This window comes from Kiritimatiellia bacterium, assembly GCA_028715905.1.
Lineage (GTDB): Bacteria > Verrucomicrobiota > Kiritimatiellia > JAAZAB01 > JAAZAB01 > JAQUQV01.
Genome location: JAQUQV010000003.1, coordinates 59,117 through 77,012 on the forward strand (window position 1 = coordinate 59,117; position 17,896 = coordinate 77,012).

Consider the following 17,896-nt stretch of genomic DNA (forward strand, 5'->3'; position numbering starts at 1 on the left):
GAAACCGCTGCAAAATACATGAATAAAACGTCATTGATGGAACAGGCCTGCTGGATCTGGCCCGGCGCTCTTCATGAAAATGGCAGGAACGTGTATGCTGATTTCCGGCACGATTTCCAGGTCAAGCGCCGGAAGGGAAAAGCCCGGCTGTTCATTACGGCCGACCAGTGTTACATGTTGTATTTCAACGGCGAATATGCGGGGCGCGGTCCGGCGCGCGGCTATCAGGCAAGCTGGCCATGCGATGAATTTGACCTTTCAGAATATGTCAGGCCCGGGCACAACTGGATCAGCGTGCGGGTTTACAATGCCGGTTGCAGCACCTTTCAGTATCTTCATCAGAGCGCCTGCGGCCTGATCTGCGCGGGCGAAGCGGGCGGGGTTGAAATTTTGAGCGGTGAAAAATGGCGGGGAAGACTTTCGCCCGCCAATCGCCGGGATACGGCCAGATTGAGCGTGCAGCTTAATTACCAGGAATGGATTGACGCGCGTCTTGATGATCAGGCCTGGATTAATTCGGCCCGCCGGCCCGCCGGCTGGAAATCTCCCGCGGTCAAACGCCCGTTTGGATGTATGCCCTGGCATTCCCTGGAGCCGCGCGGGATACCAAATTTAGGCCATGAAGTATTGGCATATCAGCGCCTTGCCGCGCGCGGCCTGGGCCGGGCTGATGCCCGCTCCGAAAATGACGCCAATTTGACCCTGCCCTGGTTCCGGGAGCTTGCCCGCATAAGATGGGAACGGCTGAACGCCGCCGGAGATTTTACCATTCTGCCGGCCCTCGCGAACGATGGGTTGCAGGCGGTTGTTTTTGACATGGGCCGGCCGGCTGTCGGAACGTTAATCGTGGATGCGGCGGGCGCGCGCGGCGGCGAGATTCTGGACTTTTTTTATTGCGAAGTTCTTTCGGCCGCCGGCGCGCCCGTTCTGGCCGATCCCGAAAAAGGAAGCGCTATGGCAATGTCAGGCCGGCTCATTTTACGCAAGGGAAGAACACGGCATGAGTTTTTCCAGATGATGGGGCATCGTTATGTAACGGTAATCGCGCGGAGGAACGCCGCGGCGTTGAAAATCGGCCTCCGGCTGCGGGAGACGATTTATCCGATGGCGGTCAGAGCCTTTTTTTATTCGGGCGATGAGAAACTGAACGCGATTTACGGGATTTGCAGACAGACCCAGCGGGTCTGCGCGCTGGATAGTTACGTTGACACGCCGTGGCGCGAACAGGCGCAATGGTGGGGCGACGCGCGCGTGCAGGCTCAGAACACCTTCCATTTGAGCGCCGATACCCGTCTGCTGGCCAGGGGCATTCGTTCAATCGCCCGCCAGGAGGTTCCGAACGGCCTGACTTACGGCCATGCTCCGACCGCGGCGCATGGCTGTATTCTTCCGGATTTTTCGCTGACCTGGCTCCTCACGATCTGGGATTATTATTTTCAGTCCGGAAACGTCTCGCTCTTCCATGAACAATACGCGCGGATTGAAAAAGTGCTGGATTATTTCCGCGGTGAAGGACGCTCCGCGAACGGATTGCTTCGGTTTGACCGGCGTTACTGGCTGTTTCTGGACTGGAGCGATCTTGACAAGGCCGGCAATCCGGCGCTTTTGAACTTGTGGTACGTCCTGGCGCTTGAAAAAACGGCAAAACTGGCCGGCCTCGCCAAAATGCCCGCTGAACAGCGAAAACTGGCCCGCGAATATGACGGGTTTTGCCGGAAAGTTATTGGCGCGTTCTGGGACGGCAAACTGGAAATGTTCTGCGACGGTTTGGACGAAAAAGGCCGGCGGGTTGGAAAATATTCTGTTCATGCCCAGACTTTGGCGATATTGTGCGGCCTGAAAAAGCGGCGGCACAAGGCAATGTTTGAAAAACTGCTCCTGCCTTATGCGCGCGGTAAAAATATTCCCGGATCAAAACCTTCCAGCTACTGGGTGAATTATGTGTATGAAGTTTTGAAGCGGGCCGGTTATGGCGCGGAAGCGGTGCGGCATATCCGCAAGAACTGGACGCCGATGATTCCCTCCGGCGGAACATGGGAGGTGTTTGCAAGCCGATCCGGCGTGCATTCGGTCACGCATGCCTGGGCGGCGCATCCCTTGTATCACCTGGCCGGAACCCTGGGGGGAATTCTGCAGAAAAGCGCCGGTTGGAAGGAAATAATCTTCCGGCCGGTCATTATGCCGGAATACGGGTTCATTGATTGCGCCGTGCCGACGCCGCTCGGGATAATTAAATCACGATGGGAAGCGAGCCGTAACAAAGCCGAAGTCGCGTTGGAATTGCCCGCCGGTGTCAGGGCCGGCGTGTTTCTGCCGGGCATAAAAGAACAATGCGGCGGAAAAAACAAGTGGCGGGTTGCGCTTGATAAACAGGCGTTCCCTTTTGCATAGCGCAGACTTCCGCGCGGGGCCGGGCCGATTTGCCGCGGAAGGCGGCTTGCGGCGCGGTTATTCTTTCCTGGCCTGTCCCTCTCCCTGAAATTTAGCTTGCGCCGGACCGGGCACGGTGCTAAACAATTTCCCGGTCGTTACATCGCAAATTGCAGGAAAGGCGGCGCGTATGGCGCATAATTTGATTGCCCGGAATATTGATTCGTTCAATCCGCAAAACCGCCTCGCGGCGCTGGCGGATATTTTGCGTGATTTGAATCTGCAACCGAATGCTTCCGCCGGTCCTGGCAGACTCGTTCCCGGCCTGATAAACATGCACATTCATTCCTTTTATTCCTACAATGCCCGGGGCTATTCTCCGGCGCATATCGCCCTGGAATGCCGGAGGAATAATTTTTATGCGGCCGGTCTGTGCGATTTTGACGTTCTGGACGGTCTGGAGGAGTTTTTCACGGCCGGTGAAAAGCTCGGCCTGCGCGTCGCTGTGCATCTTGAAACCCGCGCGTTTTTGCGGGAATACGCGGAAATGGATATCAATTCTCCCGGAGAGCCGGGCGTCGCTTATATCATGGGCGCCGGGTTCGGCTCGTTGCCGCCCGGAAATTCGCCGGCCGGGGAGTTTTTGCGGGAATTGCGCCGGCGGGCCAACGCGCGCAACCGCGCGCTGGTCGGAAGAATCAACGCCCGCCTGCCGGAAATAATGATTGATTATGACGCGCAAGTCCTGCCCCTTTCGCCCGGCGGATGCCCTACCGAGCGGCACATCGTGCAGGCCTACCGCGCGAAAGCGCAAGACGTTTTCGCAGACCGCGAAAAATTAACCGCATTTTGGTCAAAACTGATGCGTAAAACCGCGCCGGAAACCGCGGCGCTCCTCAATGATCCGCCGGTTATGGATGATAAAATCCGATCGCTCCTTGCAAAATCCGGCGGCATTGGATACGCGCAGCCGGATGAAAAAACGTTTCCTCCGGCCGATGATTTTATCCGCTGGGTCCTGCAGTGCGGCGCCGTTCCCATGGCAACCTGGCTGGATGGAACCAGCCGGGGCGAAACAAACATGCTGAAAATACTTGAATGTCTCCAGGCCAAAGGCGCGGCCGCGCTCAATATCATACCGGATCGAAACCACAATATAAAAAATCAGGACGAACGCCGCGTCAAACTGCAAAAATTGAACGAAGTGATATCGGCTGCCCGTAAATTGCAGTTTCCCGTAAACATCGGCACTGAAATGAACAAAAACGGACAGCTGTTTGCCGACGATCTGGATTGCGCCGCCCTGGCCGATTACCGGCATGATTTTCTGGAAGGGGCCGCGATCATGGTCGGGCAGGGCGTTTTGACCCGTTACGCCGGCTTTTCCTATTGCGGACCATCGGCGCAAAGCGAATTCGGCCGCGATACCGCGCGCAAAAACAGATTTTTTGCCCAGGCTGGTAATTTGCCGCCCTTGTCCGTCCGGCAAGCGGATTGCCTCCGGAATATGCCCCGCGAAAAGGCCTTCCTGGCCATCCGCGATTCGGCAAACCAGGGAAAGTGGCAGGTATAGCCCGCATATATGTGCGGCGTAATGTCTCTCTTGTTTTGGCCAGAGAGCGGCATATTGCCTCGCTTTCTGGTTTCCAAGCAAGCGTATTGTTATTTCCTGAATTTTGCGCGCAAAATTCAGGTGATATCTATATTGATGGACGGTTAATATTTTTTGGCATATAATCTGCTCTTTTTACAATTGAAATAAATTCTTTCCCTGCCGGATTGTTTTTTGATGGAAGTCTCAGAAGGAAAACCGAAATGGATTTAAACAAAACCACCCAGAAGGTCCAGGAAGCCGTGCAGGCGGCCCAGGCGCTGGCCGCCCGGCATGGTCATCAGGAGGTTGACGGCGAGCACTTTTTATCCGCTTTGCTGGAACAGGACGAGGGCCTGGCCCCGCGCCTCTTTGAGATTATGGGGGTCCCGGTTCCGGAACTGAAGGCGCGTGTCGCCCGTGAACTTGACAAAAGACCGCATGTCAGCGGCAGTGCGGCAGAATCCGGCAAGTTTTACGTTACCCAGCGTCTAAACCGTCTTTTTGTCAGAGCTGCCGATGAAGCCGCGCGGATGAAAGACGAATATCTCTCCGTTGAACATCTCCTGATGGCTTTCGCCGATGAGGGCAAGCCGACCCCGGCCGGAAAAATACTGCATGAGTTCGGCGTGACGCGCCAGAAACTCCTGGACGCTTTGTCGTCCGTGCGCGGCAACCAGCGCGTTACCAGCGCCACCCCCGAGGCGTCTTACGAGGCTCTCAAAAAATACGGGCTTGACCTCGTGGAACTGGCGCGCAAGGGCAAGCTGGACCCGGTCATCGGGCGCGACCAGGAAATCCGCGGCGTCATCCGCATCCTTTCCCGCAAAACGAAAAACAACCCGGTCCTGATCGGAGAGCCCGGCGTGGGAAAAACCGCCATTGTAGAGGGCTTGGCGCACCGGATTCTCCGCGGTGATGTGCCCGAAGGTTTGAAAGACCGCACGATTTTCGCGCTGGACATGACTTCCCTGCTGGCCGGCGCAAAATACCGCGGCGAGTTTGAGGAGCGCTTGAAGGCGGTCCTGAACGAAATCAAATCGGCCGGCGGCCGCGTCATTCTCTTTATTGACGAATTGCACACCATCGTCGGCGCCGGGCGCACCGAGGGCTCGTCCGACGCGGGCAATATTTTAAAGCCGATGCTGGCGCGCGGCGAACTGCATTGCATCGGCGCCACCACGCTTGACGAATACCGCGAGCACGTTGAAAAGGACGCGGCTTTGGAACGCCGCTTTCAGCCGGTGCTGGTGGACGCGCCCTCGGTGGAAGACACCATTTCCATTTTGCGCGGCCTGAAGGAAAGATATGAGGTTCATCACGGTGTCCGCATCCAGGATGCCGCCCTGGTCGCCGCGGCCGTGCTTTCCAACCGCTATATCAGCGACCGTTTTCTGCCGGACAAGGCCATTGACCTCGTGGACGAGGCTTGCGCCTCCATCCGCACCGAAATTGATTCCATGCCGGCTGAGCTCGATGAAATCACCCGCAGGCAGATGCGCCTGGAAATTGAGGAGACGGCCCTTAAAAAGGAAAAAGACGCCGCCAGCCGCGGCCGGCTGGAAGCCTTGCGCAAGGAACTGGCGGAGTTGAAAAGCGCGGCCGGCGCAATGCGCGCCAAATGGGAGCATGAAAAAAAATCATTGCTGCGCAAGCAGGCGCTGCGCGAAAAAATTGAAAAGGCGCGCCGCGAATGCGAGGAGGCGGAGCGGGCATACAACCTTGAAAAAGTAGCGGAGATCCGGCACGGCGTGCTCCCCGCCCTGGAAAGGGAAATGAAAGAAGCCGATGCGTTTGACTCGTCGGCGCAGTCGCCGCTGCTCCGGGAGGAAGTTACCGAGGAGGAGATCGCCGAGGTCGTTGCGCGCTGGACAAAAATCCCGCTGACCCGCCTCCTGGAGGGCGAACGCGAAAAACTCCTGCGTCTGGACCAGGTCCTGCATGAAAGGGTCATCGGCCAGGATGAGGCCGTGCAGGCCGTGGCCGACGCGGTCTTGCGGGCGCGCGCCGGCATAAAAAATCCGCAGCGGCCCATCGGCTCCTTTATTTTTCTGGGCCCGACCGGCGTGGGCAAGACCGAGCTGGCCAAGGCCCTGGCGGCCGCGCTGTTTGACAGCGAGGAAAATATGGTGCGCATTGATATGAGCGAGTACATGGAAAAGCACGCGGTTTCCCGCATGGTGGGCTCGCCGCCGGGTTATATCGGCTACGAGGAAGGCGGCCAGCTGACCGAGGCCGTGCGCCGCAAACCTTATTCCGTTATTCTTTTTGATGAAATAGAAAAAGCGCACGCCGACGTCTTTAATGTTCTCCTGCAGATGATTGACGACGGACGTTTGACGGATTCACACGGCCGCACCGTCAATTTCAAAAACACGGTCGTCATCATGACCAGCAATATCGGCTCGCATCTCCTGCTGGAGGGCATTGACCGCGATGGACGCATCGCCGATCCGGTCCGCGATCAGGTCATCCAGGCTTTGCGCGCCCATTTTCGTCCCGAATTTCTCAATCGGGTTGATGAAACCGTGCTCTTCAAGCCCTTGACCCGCGAAGAATTGGGCCTGATTGCAGACCTCCAGTTGGAAGATCTGCGCAAGCGTCTGCAGGAGAACAGGGTTGCCGTGGAATTTTCGGAGGCGGTCCGGCAATATATTGTCAGCCGCGGATATGACCCGGTTTACGGCGCGCGCCCCATGAAACGGCTCATTCAACAAAAGATTGAAACGCCGATTGCGCGCGCGCTGTTGTCCGGTGGGCGTTCGGAAAACACCGCGCTCCGGCTGGACCTCGCGGCCGGTGATGTTGCCGTTAAAATCTGCGATCAGGCGAAAGCCCGGTCCGGGGCAGGCGCGGGAAAACGGGGCAAAACCTGATTGCGCCGCGGCTGAATTGGCCCGCCTTGCAGTTTGAGTTTGATTTTCATAATGCGGGGAGTATTCTTGAACAGGCCAAAATCAATGAAAGCCCGTTTTTTCAAATGGGCATAAACGCCTGGTCATGAGTCTCCTGTTTAAAAACGGCGGGAAACGCGTTCTGAAGCCGTCCTTTGAAGAGTTGCGGCAAATTTGTCCGGATGTTCCGGATGGTTTGTTGCGCGCTCATCTGGAAAGGCTGGGTGAAAATTATTACGGCATTTTTACACCGGCGCAGGCGGGGCGCCACCTCCGGGCGCTGGCCGGGTTGAACAGCGAAAATCCGGTCCATGTTTTGTTTGAAAACGAATCGGACGGAAAAACGGTGTGCACTGTTCTGGCCTGCGATTATCCGTCCGAATTTTCCCTGATCAGCGGGGTTTTAGCCGGCATGGGCGGCAACATTCTTGCCGGCAATGTTTTTACTTACCGTCCTCTTCTGCCGGAGGAGCGCGATAATCCGCAGTCGGCCGTTATCCGGAGGATGATCATTGACCGTTTTGTCATCGCGGTGCAATCCGATTTGCCAGCGGCGGTCTGGCGGGAAAAAATCAGCGCTGTCCTCGGCGAGGTCATTCGCAATCTGGAAATGGGCGGCGGCGGGTTGGAAAACGCGCGCCGGATGGTGAACGAAATGGTGGCCGCCCGCTTGGCCGTCTTGAAACTTCAGGCCGGGACGGTGTTGTATCCGGTGGCCATTGAAGTAACCGACACGCCGGAATACACCCGTTTGACGGTTATTTCGCAGGATACGCCGGCTTTCCTTTACACTTTGAGCGCCGCCCTGGCGCTCCAAAACCTATCCATTGAGCAGGTGAAAATAAGCACCGCTGCGGGAAAAATCCAGGATGAAATTGACATTCTTGACAAACATGGCCTGAAAATCAGCGACGCGGCGCGGCTGGACACCGTCAAAATCGCCATCCTGCTGACCAAGCAATTCACCTGCTTCCTCGGCATATCGCCCGATCCATACGCGGCCCTCTGCCGCTTTGACAACATGCTGAAATCGGTGCTTGCCGTCCCGAACAGGGAAGAATGGATAAAACTGCTTTCCACCCCGCAGGCTTTGCAGAATTTGGCCCGCCTTCTGGGAGCCAGCGACTATGTCTGGGAGGACTTCGTCCGTTTGCAGTACGAGACGCTTCTCCCCATTCTCAATGCGGGGGCGGATCCGAAAATCAAAAACAAAACCTTCGCCACGCCGCCGGAAGGACTTGAAGGCAAGCTTGCCCGGAAACTGAAAAAGGCGGAAGGGATGGATGAAGAGCGCCGTATTTTGAACGAGTTCAAGAATGACGAGCTTTACCTGATTGACCTGGAACAGATTCTCAATCCGGCGATTGACGTCAAGATGTTTTCGCGGCGGCTGACCCGTCTGGCCGAGGCGGTGGTGCGCGCCGCGGCTGAAATCATATTCCGCAATCTGCGGGAAAAACACGGCTTGCCCCGCACCATCGCCGGCTTTGAGGTCCAGTGGGCGATTTTCGGCCTGGGCAAATTCGGCGGCGAAGCGCTGGGCTACGCCTCGGATATTGAACTCCTGCTGGTTTTCGGCGATAACGGCAAAACCGATGGCGCGCGCGGCGTCGCAAATTCTGATTATTTCTGCGCGGCGGCGGGGATGCTTTCGGACGTCATTGCCGCGAAGCGCGAGGGCATCTTCCGGGTTGACACCCGTTTGCGGCCGTACGGCGAGAGCGGTCCGCGCGCCTGCAGTCTGGAAAGTTTCTGCCGCTATTACGGATCCAATGGCAAAGCCCATTCCTACGAGCGCCTGGCGCTGGTCCGGTTGCGCGCGGTGGCGGGCGACGCCGAAATGGGCGCCAGGGTCGCGCGCCTGCGGGATGAATTTGTTTACGGCGCTTCAAACATCAAGTTTGACGAATTGCGGGCCTTGCGCGAAAAACAGCTTGCCGAAAAAATTTCCGGCGGACGTTGCAACGCCAAGTTCAGTCCGGGCGCCCTGGTTGACCTTGAATATGACATCCAGCTGCTCCAGGTCATGCACGGCCGGCATGACGCGCGCCTGCGCACGCCCCGCATTCACGAGGCCCTGGAGGAACTTTCCGCGCTCGGTGTGCTTGGACGGGAGGAGAGCCGGCAGTTGACGGAAGCCTATTATTTTTTCCGGAGATTGATCAACGGTTTGCGGATGCTGCGCGGTTCGGCGCGCGATCTTTTCCTGCCCCCGGTTGGTTCGCCCGAGTTCGTCCATCTGGCCCGGCGCATGGGGTACCAGCGCGACGGACGGCTGGAGCCGGAACAGAGCTTGCGGGTTGAGTTTGAAACCCGCACGGCGGCGGTGCGCGCATTTGTTGAACGGCATTTCGGACGCGATTCCCTGCCCGGCAAGCCGCAGGGGAATATGGCCGACCTCGTCCTTTCCGATTTGGTTCCGGCGCCGCTGCGGGAAAGAATTCTCGCGCCCGTCGGCTTCAAGAACGCGGAACGGGCGTATTTGAACCTGCGCAAACTCCGGTCGGGTGAAACAGACGGGGGGGGCGGAGGGCAGGAGTTTGCCGTCTTGGCGGTTCTGGCGGGCGATCATCTCAGGCGCTCGGTTGATCCCGACCGCGCGTTGAACAACTGGGAACGCTACGCGCGCGCCGCCGGCGGTGGCGGGAACCATTTCAAGCTTCTTCTGGCGCAGCCCAAACGGCTGGAAATATTGCTGAACATTTTCGCGGCGAGCCAGTTTCTGGCCGATACGCTTGTTGCCAATCCTGAATTCCTGAACTGGGTGACGGCCGCGGAGGTGATCAACGGGGCGCGCCCGCGGGGGGCGCTTGAATCGGATCTCCGGGATTTCAGCGGCGGCCGCAATCTCCGCGACTGGCTGAACGCGGTCCGGCGCTTTCGGTCCCGGGAAATATTGCGGATCGGCACGCGCGATATCTGCCTGCACGCGCCGATTTCCGGGATTACCGCGGATTTATCGTCGCTGGCCGAGGTGATGATCCGGGCGGCCATGGAACGATTCGGCCTGGAAACGGGGCTAAACCTGTCCGCTGATTTTTGCGTCGTGGCTTTTGGCAAGTTGGGCGGGCGCGAATTAAATTACAGCTCCGATATTGATTTGCTGGGGATTTTCAACGCGGCGGAGCCGGCCGCCGGCGATATGTTTTGCCGGGCGATGCGGCAGGTCGGCAAATATCTTTCCGGCCATACCGAGGAAGGCCACGCCTATCGCGTTGACTTCCGTCTGCGCCCCTATGGCCGCGCCGGACAGGTCGCTTGTTCTCTGCCGGCCCTGGCGGATTATTACTGCAAGCGGTCGGCGCCCTGGGAAATCCAGGCCCTGTTAAAAGCCAGACCGGTCGCCGGCAGCGAAGAGCTGGGCGGGCGTTTTGTTGAAATGGCGCGCCGGGTCATCCGGGAAAGAAAGGACAATAAGGAAATCATCGCTTCCATTGAAAAAACGCGCCGCGCCGCCGTCGGGGAGGCGCGGAACAACGGTTTGCTCGCGCGCGACATCAAAAACGGGCAGGGCGGTATCCGTGACATTGAATTTCTGGCCCAGGGTCTCCAGCTTGTCCATGCTTCCGCAATTCCGGAACTGATCAACGGCAACACTTTGGACGCCTTGACCGTTTTGGGCCGGCGCGGGCTCATCCCCCCCGAAGCGGCCGAGCAACTGAAACGCGATTATGAGTTTTTAAGGCGCGTTGAGCATTGCCTGCAAATCTTTGAGGACCGCCAGGTCCATGTTTTGCCCGGGCCGGGGCCGGAGCTTGAGGGGCTTGCCCGGCGGGTCATGGGGTACACGGCTTCTCCCGGAGAATTGCTGAACGAATTGGCGGTCTGCCGCGCGCGCGCGGAAAATTATCTGAAAACACACCTGACGCTCCGGGCGGCCGGCTGAAAGCTTTGTCTCCCGCCGGCGGCGCCGCGGAAAAAAAACAGCAAAATCGCTTCCTGCGTTTTGCATTTCCGGGCTTTGGTTTTTCATCCCAACCATGTAAGCTGTCCTTATGACGGACCAAAACATTCCCTGCCGGAACGGCCCGATGCGCCGGCCGTTGATTGGCATTGCGTTCTGTTACCTGGCTGGCGTCTTGTCCGGCGCCGGTTTTGGCGGTTTCCATTTCCCGATCGTCATGGCGCTGTCCGGCGCGGTGTTGCTCGTTGCCCTTGTTTTGCATTGCCTTTGCCAATCTGCCGGCGATATGTCCGGTTTTATTCCCGTCCGGCCAATCTCTCGTTTCCAATCTGGGTGTGCGGCCGGCCTCGTTTATTTTGCCGTTTTCCTGACGGGATGGCTTACGGTCTGCCTGCGCCTCCAAAATCCTTCCGGCCGCGCCCTGGCCGCCTTGATGGACCGGCCACGGGAAGGGGTTGAAATCATTGGCGTAATCGCGGACGATCCGGCGTTGCGCAAGAACCCGGCCGGCGATCGCCGGTATTGGTCGTTTGTTATGGAAATTGAGGCCGTGCGCAGAACGGGAGCTTTTCAGAGGGCGCGCGGCAAAGTCATGGCGCGGGCGCCGGCCGATGCGCTTGGGCAGCCGCATTACGGGGAACGTTGGCGGGCGGGCGGGGTTTTAATTGACAATCTCCGCCTCGCGGACGTTTCCGGGCCGGAGGCCGTTCAACACCTTTTGCCGCGCCGGTTTGTATTCCAGTTTGACGGGCCGTCTCCGCCCGTCCTGCTGGACGGGGCGCCGCGTTGGAACTTGTTCAGCGCGTGTTTTTCCCTGAGGCAGAAATGTGCCGACCTGCTCGCGCGCGGCATAAATCATCGTCCCGAGGCGGCGGGCATTATTCAGGCGCTGCTGCTCGGCCGCCGGTATGAACTGCATGAGGAACTGCGCGCGGCGTTTATGGCCACCGGCACTTACCATATTTTCGCCATTTCCGGCCATCACGTCGCCGTGATTGCCATTTTTGTCGTGGCCGTTCTGCAGGTATATGGCGCCTCGCGCATGTGCTGGTTTTATTATCTGGCGCCGGCCTTGATTGTTTTTACCATCATGTCCGGCATGAGCGCCAGCGCGCTGCGCGGCTGCATTATGGCGTTGGTTTGTTTTCTCGGTCCGCTGTTCAAACGCAAAACCGATATCGCCTCCGCGATGGCCCTGGCCGCCCTGCTGATTGTCGGCGCGGACCCCCTCCAGTTGTTTCAGGCCGGTTTCATAATGTCTTTCGGGATCGTGGCGGGACTGATTGTGTTTTGTCCGCCGCTGGTTGCGGTGATTGAAAAAGCGCTGGAGTCCGACCCTTTCCGGCTGGAACCCGAAAGCCGCCTGAAGCGGAACGCGCGCGGCGCGCTCCGCTGGATTCTCTTCATTATGGCCGCTTCGCTGACCGCGTGGCTGGTGTCAATGCCGTTGACGGCGCGCTGGTTTAACATGGTTTCGCTGATCGCCCTGCCCGCCAATTTGCTCGTGATCCCCATGGCGACCCTTATCCTTCTGACGGGGTGCCTTTCCCTTGTTTTTGGGTGGCTCCTGCCGCTGGCCGGCGAAGCCTTCAATTTTGCCAATGTTTTTTTTGTTGCGCTGACAACCGGCGCGATAAAATCGCTGGCACAGTCGCCCGGCGGGCATGTTTTCGTCAGATCGCCGCCGCTTTGGTTTGTTTTTGCGTGGCTCGCCGCCCTGGTGGCGTGGCGCGGCATTTGCGCGCAAAACAACGTAAGTTGCAAGCGCATGGCGGTCCGGCTGGTCGCGGTCCTGGCCTTGCTGTTCTTGGGCGGCGCGCTTTTATGGCGCGCGCAAAGCAATCCGTGGGAAATCCACGCGGTTAATGCCGGCAATAGGGCGGTATGTTTCCTCAATACGGACGAAGGCGCGGTTTTGATCAATGCCGGGGATGAATATCAAAGCCGTTATGTCTTGAAATACCTGCGCCGGCAGGGCGTCAACCGTCTGCAACGTCTGGCGTTGGTTTTCCCCGGTCCCGAAGACTTCAGCGGGGCAAACCGCCTGATCGCCTCGCTGCCCGTCAAAGAAATAATCCTGGCCGGCGCAGGGGGGGGATCAAGCGCGGAAAAGGCGTTAATGCGCACGGCCCGGAAACAGGGGATAACCGTGCGCGCCCTGAAAACGGCGCCGGCCGATTTGTTGTTTTCTTCAAGGCAGGTTGATGTTTATGTCCGGGAAAATCCAGCGGCTCCGCCCGGCTTTGCCCGGGACTTGCGGCGGAAAACCCGGCTTGGAACGATCCGCGCCGTCGTGCATGCCGCCGCCTTTGCCGAAGCGTTCCCGGGGCTCATGCTTGCGGCAAGCCCCGAAAGCCGCGCGGAAATTTCCGGCAGGATGTTTGAATGTATAATCACGGAAGGAAATTACGGTCCGGAGCAAAATGCCCTTGCGGCTGTTTCCGATCCGGCGCCTTGCCGGATTGTTTGCCTTCCTTTTTCGGCCGCCCGCGACCGCCGGCCGCGTTCTATTCCGGAAACATTGCCGGTTGAGCGCCGATTTGCCTTGGGGCCCGGGCAGGGCATTTTTTTTACACCCGGCCGGAGAAAAACAAAAATACAGCCGGTCCATTTGTATTTGCGTTAGGCAAAGGCGGGAAAGTTCTTCGCAGAACCGCTCAGTTTTCCCCGTGAACGATCTGGAAAAAGCGCGGCTTGTGTGGTATTACTAATTTTGCGCATGCGAGTGCGCAAAATTAACCCGCAGGGCTGCCACGTGAGTCGCGTTCCGCGGGCCGGTCACCGTGATGATGCCCGCGTTTTTACGCGGCCAAACGGCGTGCATCACGCATGGAAAATTAATATGGCTGAGAAGTTTGACGAGGATGCAGGTCGGGCGCTTTTCCCTCCGTTGAATCGGGTGTGGAACGGCGGAACGCGGGAGACTGCGCCCTGTTTTCCGAAAATAAACAATGCCGCCCGCCGCAAAGCGGCAAAACCTGATCTGCGGCGCGTGCGCTTGCGGGTTGAAGGGCGGGTGCAGGGGGTCGGTTTCCGGCCTTGCGTTTACCGCCTGGCCCGGCGTTGCGGTCTGACCGGTTTTGTCAGAAACACCGGCTTCGGAGTTCTGATTGAAGCGCAGGGCGCTTCCGGCAATGTGAACCGGTTCATTTCCGCCCTGCAATCTGAAAAACCGTCCCAGGCCGTCATAGAGGTTTTGAACTCAGAGGAAATCAATCTTTGGGAAGCGGAAAAAGGTTTTGTGATAACAAAAAGCGTCCGGTCGGGCGATATGCGCGCCGGAATGCCGCCGGACCTGGCCGTTTGCGCCTTGTGCCGCCGGGATGTTTTTGATGCCAAAAACCGGCGTCGGCGGTACCCGTTCACCAATTGCACCGATTGCGGCCCGCGTTTTTCCATCATCCGCGCCCTGCCTTATGACCGGCAAAGGACAACCATGGCGTCTTTCAAAATGTGTCCGGAATGTCTGGCTGAATTCCGCGATCCAGGTAACCGGCGCTTTGAAGCCCAGCCCAATGCCTGCCCGGTCTGCGGGCCGCGGCTCCGCCTGCTGGATGCGCAAGGCAACCCGGTTGAAGGCGAGGCGCTGGATGCGGCCGTCCAGCTGTTGAAAGCGGGGAAAATACTGGCGGTCAAGGGGATTGGCGGCTATCACCTCTGTTGCGGCGCTTTGAATGAAAAAGCCGTCCGCCTTCTGCGAGAACGCAAAAACCGCCCCGACAAATCGTTTGCGGTCATGTTCAATTCGCTTCGGCAGGTCCGGAAATATTGCCGGGTGACCCCCGCGGAGGAGGCCGAGCTGCAAAGTGTTACCGCCCCCATTGTTGTCCTGAAAAAAAGGAAGGGAAAAAAACTGGCCGGTAATATTTCGCCAGACACGGCCGATCTCGGCGTTTTCCTGCCCTATGCGCCTCTCCATTGCCTCTTGCTTGAGGAAATTTCGCCGTTGATAATGACCAGCGGCAACCGGCGCGACGAGCCCATTGCAATCAAGGAGGAGGATTTGAAGGGCATACTCGGCGGCATTGCGGATGCGGTCCTGGTTCATGACCGTGAAATTATCCGGCGCTGCGACGATTCCGTCCTGAAATTATCCGGCGGGGAAAGGATTATGTTCAGGCGTTCGCGCGGCTTTGTGCCGGCCGCGCTTCCGCTGCCGGTTGATGGTCCGCCGGTCCTGGCCTGCGGCGCCGAACTGAAAAACACGGTTTGCGTCACGCGCGGCGGACGCGCTTTCCTTTCCGCGCATATCGGCGACATGGATGATGCGCGCAATTACGCTTTTTTCCGCGAAACGGTCCGCGATTTCCTGGAACTTCTGGAAATCAAGCCGGCTGTGGTCGCCTGCGATATGCACCCGGACTATGTTTCAACCCGCTATGCGCTCGGCATGGACGGCGTCCGGCTGGAAAAGATTCAGCATCATCATGCCCATGTCGCCGCCTGCATGGCTGAAAATTTGCTGGCGGAAAAAGTGATCGGCGTGGCCCTGGACGGCACCGGCTTCGGGCCGGACGGTTCCATCTGGGGCGGTGAAATTCTGCTCGCCGACCTGTGCTCGTTTCAAAGGGCTGGGCATTTCAAGCCGTATCCCATGCCGGGCGGCGCACGGGCGATCATGGAGCCGGAGCGCATGGCGATGAGCGTCATTTTATCGGAATTCGGACCGTCTGCGGAAAAGATAATCAGGAAATTTCTGCCGTCCATTCCGGCGCGCGCGCTTTCGCCCCTGATGAAAATAACGCGGGAGCGTCTGCATTCTCCGCTCACCTCCAGCGCCGGCCGGCTTTTTGACGCGGTTGCCGCCCTGTTCGGGCTGGGGCAGGGGGTGTCTTACGAGGGCCGGCCGGCGGTGCGTTTGCAGGCGCTGGCCGACCGGACCATTTTTGAAAATTATCCTTATGCGGTTCAGGAGGAAAATGGTATATTCATTATTTCATTTGCGAAAACTATCCGCGCGGTGATTGCCGCGTTAAAACGCAAGACCGCCGGCGGGCGGATTGCCGCCATGTTTCATAACACGCTCGCCGCGGCGCTGGCGGAAGCCTGCGTTTTGATCCGGCGGCGGGAGGGCTTGAACCGCGTGGCGCTTTCGGGCGGCGTTTTCCAGAATGATTTCCTGCTGGAAAGACTGCTTGTTTGCCTGGAAAAAGAAAAATTTGAGGTTTATACTCACCGGGCTGTTCCGCCGAACGACGGCGGGATTTCCCTGGGCCAGGCGGTTGTGGCCGCCGCCAGGAGTGTGAAAAAGAATAGCGCGGGGTGGAGAGCGCGATAAAATAAAAAAATACTTGTGTGTTTCACCCGAAAGCCGCCATCCGCGACGATCTTCGTCTGCAAATATAACGACAAAACCACGATGGCGTATGAATCGATTTACCGCGAGGGGGCCGGCATGATGCGCAAAGACCACGAACCGCCAATTGCGACGGCCCGCTGGGGCTGGCGTTATCACCACACGGGAATACCGACAAACCAGATACGGAGTGGCGAGCGTTATCTGCCGCGCTACAAGATGCACGTTTCCGGATTTCGGAAAAGTCCTTACGGCATTGAGTGGATGCGGTTCGAAGCGGACAGTCCGATATCCGAACTTGTCAGGACCGTCCCACACCTGGCATTTGAAGTTGATGACATCGAGGAAGCGCTTAAGGGGAAGAAAGTATTGTCATTTCCCGGCTCACCCTCGGCAGGTGTAAGGACTGCGATGATCGTAGACAATGGCTGCCCCATCGAACTGATCGAATTCAAAATAAATTAATTGGAGTCTTGGCATATGTCTGTAAATGAATTGTTTTACGCCTCCGCCGGCAGTCTGGCGCGGCGCATTCGTGACCGCCAAATCTCATCCGAAGAGGTTGTAAAAACACATCTCCGGCGAATTGAGAGTATTAACCCGTGTTTAAACGCGCTGGTTCAATCTGCGGCGAAACAGGCCGTTGACGACGCCCGTGAGGCTGACACGGCAATTGCGCGCGGCCAACCGCTGGGTGTGTTGCATGGAGTTCCGTTTACCGTGAAGGATTGGATTGATGCGGCCGGATTGCCTTGTACAGGCGGCGACCCTGCCTTCCGTAATCGCGTGCCGGCCGTGGATGCCGCTGTCGTTGCCAGAATGCGCAGGGCAGGCGCTATTCTGTTGGGTAAAACCAACGTCATGGCCGACAATAAAATCTACGGGCGCACCAATAATCCTTATAATCTGACGCACAGCGCCAGCGGCAGTAGCAGCGGCGAAGCGGCGCTGATCGCGGCTGGCGGATCCCCGTTGGGACTGGGATCGGATTCCGGAGGCAGCATACGCCTGCCAACCCATGCCTGTGGGATCTGCGGACTGAAACCAACCACGGGGCGAGTGCCGATCTCCGGTCATTTCCCATTCATCAGCGCCATGCAAGATCCCCGCACGGCGATCGGCGCCATGGCGCGATTTGTTGAAGATTTGGCGCTGGCGCTGCCAATCCTCTGCGGAATGGACTGGAAGGACGCAAGCGTGGTTCCAATGCCGCTCGCGGACTGGCAAACTGTCGATGTAAAGGGGCTTCGCATTGCTTATTACACGTGTCATGAGGGAGCTGATCCCACCCCTGAAACTGTAGAAACATGCCGGCAGGCCGCGCGAATTCTGGCTGACCTGGGAATGCATGTTGAAGAGATGCTGCCGCCGCGCATCACCGAAGCTTCCGCCATCACGCGGCAGTACTGGCAACGGCCTTCATCCTTTTCCGAAGAAGAGTGGGCGCCAAACGAGAAGGTTCGCCTGAACAGCGAGGAAGTGGAACGGCACCTGTTCATGTGGGATAGATTCCGCCGGGCATTGATCGGTTTTATGGCGCATTACGACGTAATCCTGACTCCCGCCGCCGAACGCCCTGCGCCACAGCACGGCACAAAAGACGGCTGGGTTTATACCCTGCCCTACAGCCTGACCGGATGGCCGTGTGTGGTCGTACGCGCAGGCACAGCTCCTGATGAACTGCCTATCGGGGTGCAAATCGTTTCGCGTCCATGGCGGGAGGATGTGGCGCTCGCCGTTGGACATGTAATCGAGCGTTCGCTTGGCGGGTGGCAGCCGCCAAAGGTATTTGCGTTGAATCAAAATCCGGCGATATTCGGCATGCTCTGAATTTTTCTCGC

Annotated in this window: 8 protein-coding genes; all 8 read left to right on the plus strand. The window is 58.2% G+C overall.

Features of this window, described 5'->3' with window-relative positions:
* Positions 1 to 18 precede the first annotated feature (18 nt).
* The 8 genes from PHP98_01600 (at position 19) to PHP98_01635 (ending at position 17,885) form a co-directional block, all read left to right on the plus strand.
* On the plus strand, positions 19 to 2,391 hold the full coding sequence (locus tag PHP98_01600) for an alpha-L-rhamnosidase C-terminal domain-containing protein (GenBank protein ID MDD5482336.1): 2,373 nt from the start codon (positions 19 to 21) through the stop codon (positions 2,389 to 2,391).
* A 169-nt stretch (positions 2,392 to 2,560) separates the two neighbouring features.
* Positions 2,561 to 3,943 (plus strand): hypothetical protein, encoded by a 1,383-nt coding sequence (locus PHP98_01605; protein ID MDD5482337.1) that lies wholly within the window; start codon positions 2,561 to 2,563, stop codon positions 3,941 to 3,943.
* Between the two features lie 242 nt (positions 3,944 to 4,185).
* On the plus strand, positions 4,186 to 6,837 hold the full coding sequence (clpB, locus tag PHP98_01610; GenBank protein MDD5482338.1) for an ATP-dependent chaperone ClpB: 2,652 nt from the start codon (positions 4,186 to 4,188) through the stop codon (positions 6,835 to 6,837).
* 124 nt (positions 6,838 to 6,961) lie between these two features.
* Positions 6,962 to 10,741 (plus strand): glutamate-ammonia-ligase adenylyltransferase, encoded by a 3,780-nt coding sequence (locus PHP98_01615; protein ID MDD5482339.1) that lies wholly within the window; start codon positions 6,962 to 6,964, stop codon positions 10,739 to 10,741.
* Between the two features lie 109 nt (positions 10,742 to 10,850).
* Positions 10,851 to 13,385: a ComEC/Rec2 family competence protein gene (locus PHP98_01620; GenBank protein ID MDD5482340.1), complete on the plus strand. Its 2,535-nt coding sequence runs from the start codon at positions 10,851 to 10,853 to the stop codon at positions 13,383 to 13,385.
* Positions 13,386 to 13,601: 216 nt separating this feature from the next.
* Positions 13,602 to 16,037 carry a carbamoyltransferase HypF gene (hypF, locus tag PHP98_01625; protein MDD5482341.1) on the plus strand — a complete coding sequence of 812 codons (2,436 nt, stop codon included), beginning with the start codon at positions 13,602 to 13,604 and terminating at the stop codon, positions 16,035 to 16,037.
* 15 nt (positions 16,038 to 16,052) lie between these two features.
* The gene (locus PHP98_01630) at positions 16,053 to 16,520 is read left to right on the plus strand and encodes a hypothetical protein (GenBank protein ID MDD5482342.1); all 468 of its coding nucleotides are present in this window, start codon (positions 16,053 to 16,055) and stop codon (positions 16,518 to 16,520) included.
* A gap of 15 nt (positions 16,521 to 16,535) precedes the next feature.
* A complete protein-coding gene (locus PHP98_01635; GenBank protein ID MDD5482343.1) occupies positions 16,536 to 17,885 on the plus strand; it encodes an amidase in 1,350 nt (449 codons plus the stop codon).
* The last annotated feature ends 11 nt before the right edge of the window (positions 17,886 to 17,896 follow it).

Bases quoted from the DNA above. Each gene is read 5' to 3' on its own strand.
- PHP98_01615 (MDD5482339.1), top strand. From the start codon at position 6,962: ATGAGTCTCCTGTTTAAAAACGGCGGGAAACGCGTTCTGAAGCCGTCC.
- PHP98_01620 (MDD5482340.1), top strand. From the start codon at position 10,851: ATGACGGACCAAAACATTCCCTGCCGGAACGGCCCGATGCGCCGGCCG.
- PHP98_01635 (MDD5482343.1), top strand. From the start codon at position 16,536: ATGTCTGTAAATGAATTGTTTTACGCCTCCGCCGGCAGTCTGGCGCGG.
- PHP98_01600 (MDD5482336.1), top strand. From the start codon at position 19: ATGAATAAAACGTCATTGATGGAACAGGCCTGCTGGATCTGGCCCGGC.
- hypF (MDD5482341.1), top strand. From the start codon at position 13,602: ATGGCTGAGAAGTTTGACGAGGATGCAGGTCGGGCGCTTTTCCCTCCG.
- PHP98_01605 (MDD5482337.1), top strand. From the start codon at position 2,561: ATGGCGCATAATTTGATTGCCCGGAATATTGATTCGTTCAATCCGCAA.
- clpB (MDD5482338.1), top strand. From the start codon at position 4,186: ATGGATTTAAACAAAACCACCCAGAAGGTCCAGGAAGCCGTGCAGGCG.